At 39.3% G+C, this 239-nt stretch carries 1 protein-coding gene; it reads right to left on the reverse strand.

The genetic code is table 11. The annotated features are described in order from the left end of the window. Positions 1-239: TetR/AcrR family transcriptional regulator (locus ACYYG1_RS17850; protein ID WP_461211672.1), on the reverse strand; the 239-nt coding region annotated here is incomplete at both ends.

Raw genomic sequence — 239 nt, forward strand, 5'->3', positions numbered from 1 at the left:
GTTCTAGTAAAACGCTGCGCAGTTGTGACATTACTTTAAATAATTGCTTTTGCCAATTAGCGGAGGGGTCAATGGCGATATCAGCAGCCTTTTGCCAGACTAATTCTACAATCCCATCAAAAAGTGCCCCTTGATTTGGAAAATAGCGATAAACCGCTGTGGGTGAAACATTCATTTTGCTGCCTAATTTACGCATTGAAAATTTGTTAATATCTTCTTGGTCGATTAAAAGAAGCGCT

It is taken from the genome of Desulfocurvus sp. DL1XJH-121 (genome assembly GCF_054819825.1).